This window comes from Armatimonadota bacterium (genome assembly GCA_036504095.1).
In the GTDB taxonomy this organism is placed as follows: domain Bacteria; phylum Armatimonadota; class DTGP01; order JAKQQT01; family JAKQQT01; genus DASXUL01.
Genome location: DASXVS010000029.1, coordinates 1 through 5,156 on the forward strand (window position 1 = coordinate 1; position 5,156 = coordinate 5,156).

The window sequence follows — 5,156 nt, forward strand, 5'->3', positions numbered from 1 at the left end:
AAAAAAAGGGCCCGCCGTGACAGGCGGGCCCTTCAAGAAAAGATGCGGCAGCGACCTACTCTCCCACACGGCTTCCCGTGCAGTACCATCGGCTCTGGTGGGCTTAACTTCCGTGTTCGGGATGGGAACGGGTGTGACCCCACCGATATAGCCACCGCAAAGCGTTATAAAGATCGACGGACGAAGCCGTCTGACAACCATACGAAGGGTAGTAATGCATGTCCAGCGGATCCTGCTGGCCGGCTCACCTTGCGGGAGCTTCGACCTTGACCTCGACGCCTCGGCGTCTTCGGCCTGAGAAACAGAGAGACCAAGCCTCACGCCCTATTAGTACCGGTCAGCTGAGCGCCTCACAGCGCGTACACCTCCGGCCTATCAACCTCGTCGTCTTCGAGGGGGCTTCAGGGGCTTTCGCCCGGGAGAAGTAGTCTCGAGGTTGGCTTCCCGCTTAGATGCTTTCAGCGGTTATCCGTTCCGCACATAGCTACCCAGCGATGCCTCTGGCGAGACAACTGGTACACCAGCGGTGCGTCCATCCCGGTCCTCTCGTACTAAGGACAGATCCTCTCACTTCTCCTACGCCCACGGCAGATAGGGACCAAACTGTCTCACGACGTTTTGAACCCAGCTCGCGTACCGCTTTAATTGGCGAACAGCCAAACCCTTGGGACCTGCTCCAGCCCCAGGATGCGATGAGCCGACATCGAGGTGCCAAACCGCGTCGTCGATGTGAACTCTTGGACGCGATAAGCCTGTTATCCCCAGAGTACCTTTTATCCGTTGAGCGATGGCCCTTCCATACAGAACCACCGGATCACTATGACCTGGTTTCCCACCTGCTCGACCTGTCGGTCTCGCAGTCAAGCCCCCTTATGCCATTGCACTCGTCGCCTGGTTTCCAATCAGGCTGAGGGGACCATAGCGCGCCTCCGTTACTCTTTGGGAGGCGACCGCCCCAGTCAAACTACCCACCAGCCATTGTCCCCAACCCCGATGAGGGGTCCAGGTTAGACACCAGAAATCGCCAGGGTGGTATTTCACCGTTGCCTCCCCCCAAGCTAGCGCCCGGGGTTCATAGGCTCCCACCTATCCTACACAAGCAATTCCTAGTGTCAGTGGCAAGTTGTAGTAAAGGTTCATGGGGTCTTTCCGTCTTGCCGCGGGTAAACTGCATCGGCACAGCTATTTCAATTTCGCTGAGTCCCTGGTCGAGACAGCGCGGAAGTCGTTACTCCATTCGTGCAGGTCGGAACTTACCCGACAAGGAATTTCGCTACCTTAGGACCGTTATAGTTACGGCCGCCGTTTACCGGGGCTTCGGTTCATCGCTTTGGCCTTGCGGCCTGACGAATCACCTTAACCTTCCGGCACCGGGCAGGAGTCAGACCCTATACATCCACTTGACGTGTTTGCAGAGTCCTGTGTTTTTGTTAAACAGTCGCTACCGCCATTTCGCTGCGACCTAGCTCAGCTCCGGGAGCAAGTCCCTTCACCAGACCAGGCCCACCTTCTTCCGAAGTTACGGTGGTAAATTGCAGAGTTCCTTAACCAGAGTTCTCTCAAGCGCCTTAGGATTTTCTCCTCGCCCACCTGAGTCGGTTTGCGGTACGGACACCTCGCAGGCTCCACGCGGGGATTTTCTTGGAAGCATGGGATCACGCACTTCAGGCCTTGCGGCCACGTCGTCACCTCTCGGCGTTAACGGGTCCCCGTTATCATCCTAGGAACCCCGCCTACGGGCTTGAACCACCACGACCGGCAGGTGGCTGCGCTACCCTTCTCCGTCCCCCCTCGCTTCAACGCCTACGGGGTGGTACAGGAATATTAACCTGTCATCCATCATCTACGCCTTTCGGCCTCGACTTAGGTTCCGACTAACCCTGGGCGGATTAACCTTCCCCAGGAAACCTTGGGCTTACGGCGAACGGGTTTCTCACCCGTTTTGTCGCTACTCATATCGGCATCAGCTCTAGAACAGACTCCACCGGTTCTTGCGATCCAGCTTCGCTGTCGGTTCTACGCTCCCCTACCGATCACGCTTGCGCGTGATCCCGTGGCTTCGGTGCCATGCTTGAGACCCGATACATTTTCGGCGCAACCTCGCTTGATCAGTGAGCTATTACGCTATCTTTAAAGGATGGCTGCTTCTAAGCCAACCTCCTGATTGTCAAAGCGCTGTCACATCCTTTTTGTGATCACTTAGCATGGACTTTGGGACCTTAGCCGACGATCTGGGTTATTCCCCTCTTGCCAATGAATGTTATCACCCACTGACTGCGTCCCGAGGTAACAGTTTCAGGCATTCGGAGTTTGGTACGGTTTGGTAATCTGGTAGGACCCCTAGCCGTTCCAGTGCTCTACCTCCTGAACTGAATTCCTCGAGCCGATACCTAAATATCTTTCGGGGAGAACCAGCTATCACCAAGTTTGATTGGCCTTTCACCCCTACTCACAGCTCATCCCAGAAGTTTTCAACCTCCATGAGTTCGGTCCTCCACGCGGTTTTACCCGCGCTTCAACCTGGCCATGAGTAGATCACCTGGCTTCGGGTTATAATGATTGCGACTCGACGCCCATTTCGGACTCGCTTTCGCTGCGCCTCCGGCTATCGCCTTAAGCTCGCCACAACCATTAAGTCGCCGATTCATGATGCAAAAGGTACGCTCTCAGGCATTCCGGTTTCCCGGCATAGCCCTCGAACTGCTTGTAGGCAGGCGGTTTCAGGTTCTTTTGACTCCCCTAACAGGGGTTCTTTTCACCTTTCCCTCGCGGTACTAGTTCACTATCGGTCTCTAGGTAATATTTAGCCTTACGAGATGGTCCTCGCAGATTCAGACAGGATTACACGTGTCCCGCCTTACTTGGGTACGCAGTCAGAGAATTACACGCAATTTCGGTTACAGGACTGTCACCTTCTGTGGTCCGCCTTTCCAGACGGTTCACCTATCGCGTAAGCGGCTCATTAGACCGCCTTCTCCGGGTCATCCCCACTGCGCCCCGCAACCCCCTGCGGACTCGCGTCCACAAGGTTTGGGCTAATCCGCTTTCGCTCGCCACTACTCACGGAATCGTTGTTTACTTTCTCTTCCTCCGGGTACTGAGATGTTTCACTTCCCCGGGTTCGCTGCCAGCAACTATGAATTCATCACTGGCTGAGGCGGTATTACCCGCCACGGGTTTCCCCATTCGGAAATCTACGGATCAAAGCCTGGTTAGCGGCTCCCCGTAGCTTATCGCAGCTACCCACGTCCTTCGTCGCTTCCTAGAGCCTAGGCATCCACCGCATGCCCTTAGTAGCTTGGTCACCCTCAACTCATGCCTCTCGAGCTTCCGCTCGAGCGACCCTTGATGTCGAGGTCAAGGTCCAAGCCCTTACCGGCGCCCGTACCAAGCAAAGACCAGCTGGTCGATGCATTGCTACCCTTCGTATTCGGTTGTCAGAGTGCTTCGGCTGCTGCCTCGCTTACCGCCCGCGGCAGGCCGGGACCCGAAGTCCCGGCTAAACACTTTTGGTGGAGCTGATCGGAATCGAACCGACGACATCCAGCTTGCAAAGCTGGCGCTCTACCAACTGAGCTACAGCCCCATCGCAACTGGGTGTCGGAGTCTGGTGGGCCTAGGTGGACTCGAACCACCGACCTCACGCTTATCAGGCGTGCGCTCTAGCCGGCTGAGCTATAGTCCCCCGGTCTCTCAAAACTAAACAGTGGTTTCGGCAGCCTGCATAGTATGCTGACTTGCCGAATTGATGGATGGTCGACCTCGGATTGTTGGTAGTGTGTCGTGGGGTTGCCACGTCTCTTCCCAATTCTCCTTAGAAAGGAGGTGATCCAGCCGCACCTTCCGATACGGCTACCTTGTTACGACTTCACCCCAATTATCGACCCCACCTTCGACGGCTAGCTCCCTTACGGGTTACCTCACCGGCTTCGGGTGTTGCAGACTTTCGTGGTGTGACGGGCGGTGTGTACAAGGCCCGGGAACGTATTCACCGCAGTATGCTGACCTGCGATTACTAGCGATTCCGACTTCATGCAGGCGAGTTGCAGCCTGCAATCCGAACTGAGACCAGCTTTCTCGGATTTGCTCCACCTCGCGGCTTCGCTTCCGTCTGTACTGGCCATTGTAGCACGTGTGTAGCCCAGAACATAAGGGGCATGATGATTTGACGTCATCCCCACCTTCCTCCGGTTTATCACCGGCAGTCTGTCTAGAGTGCTCGACCTTACTCGTTAGCAACTAAACACAGGGGTTGCGCTCGTTGCGGGACTTAACCCAACATCTCACGACACGAGCTGACGACAACCATGCACCACCTGTCTTACAGTTCCCCGAAAGGCACTCCCTAGTTTCTTAAGGATTCTGTAGATGTCAAGCCCTGGTAAGGTTCTTCGCGTTGCGTCGAATTAAACCACATGCTCCACCGCTTGTGCGGGCCCCCGTCAATTCCTTTGAGTTTCAACCTTGCGGCCGTACTCCCCAGGCGGAGTGCTTATTGTGTTAACTGCGGCACAGAAGGGGTCGATACCCTCTACACCTAGCACTCATCGTTTACAGCGTGGACTACCAGGGTATCTAATCCTGTTTGCTCCCCACGCTTTCGCGCCTCAGCGTCAGTTACAGTCCAGAAAGTCGCCTTCGCCACTGGTGTTCCTCCACATATCTACGCATTTCACCGCTACACGTGGAATTCCACTTTCCTCTCCTGTCCTCAAGATAACCAGTTTCCGATGCACTCTCAGGGTTGAGCCCTGATCTTTCACACCGGACTTAACTATCCGCCTACGCGCCCTTTACGCCCAATAATTCCGGACAACGCTTGCCCCCTACGTATTACCGCGGCTGCTGGCACGTAGTTAGCCGGGGCTTCCTCCTTGGGTACCGTCATATGCACTCAATATTTTCAAATGCATCATTCTCCCCCAAAGACAGTACTTTACAATCCGAAGACCTTCATCATACACGCGGCGTTGCTCCGTCAGACTTTCGTCCATTGCGGAAGATTCCCCACTGCTGCCTCCCGTAGGAGTCTGGGCCGTGTCTCAGTCCCAGTGTGGCCGTTCACCCTCTCAGGCCGGCTACTGATCGTCGCCTTGGTAGGCCTTTACCCCACCAACTAGCTAATCAGACGCGGGTCCATCCATAATCGGTAGCAT

2 tRNA genes and 3 rRNA genes are annotated in these 5,156 nt (G+C 55.5%); all 5 read right to left on the reverse strand.

Features of this window, described 5'->3' with window-relative positions:
• Positions 1 to 42: 42 nt before the first annotated feature.
• Positions 43 to 159, reverse strand: a 5S ribosomal RNA gene (rrf, locus tag VGM51_06205).
• Between the two features lie 147 nt (positions 160 to 306).
• Positions 307 to 3,304: ribosomal RNA gene (locus VGM51_06210) — 23S ribosomal RNA — on the reverse strand.
• Between the two features lie 206 nt (positions 3,305 to 3,510).
• Positions 3,511 to 3,586, reverse strand: a tRNA-Ala gene (locus VGM51_06215).
• 22 nt (positions 3,587 to 3,608) lie between these two features.
• A tRNA-Ile gene (locus tag VGM51_06220) sits at positions 3,609 to 3,685 on the reverse strand.
• A gap of 133 nt (positions 3,686 to 3,818) precedes the next feature.
• Positions 3,819 to 5,156 (reverse strand): 16S ribosomal RNA (locus tag VGM51_06225); the annotation flags it as partial.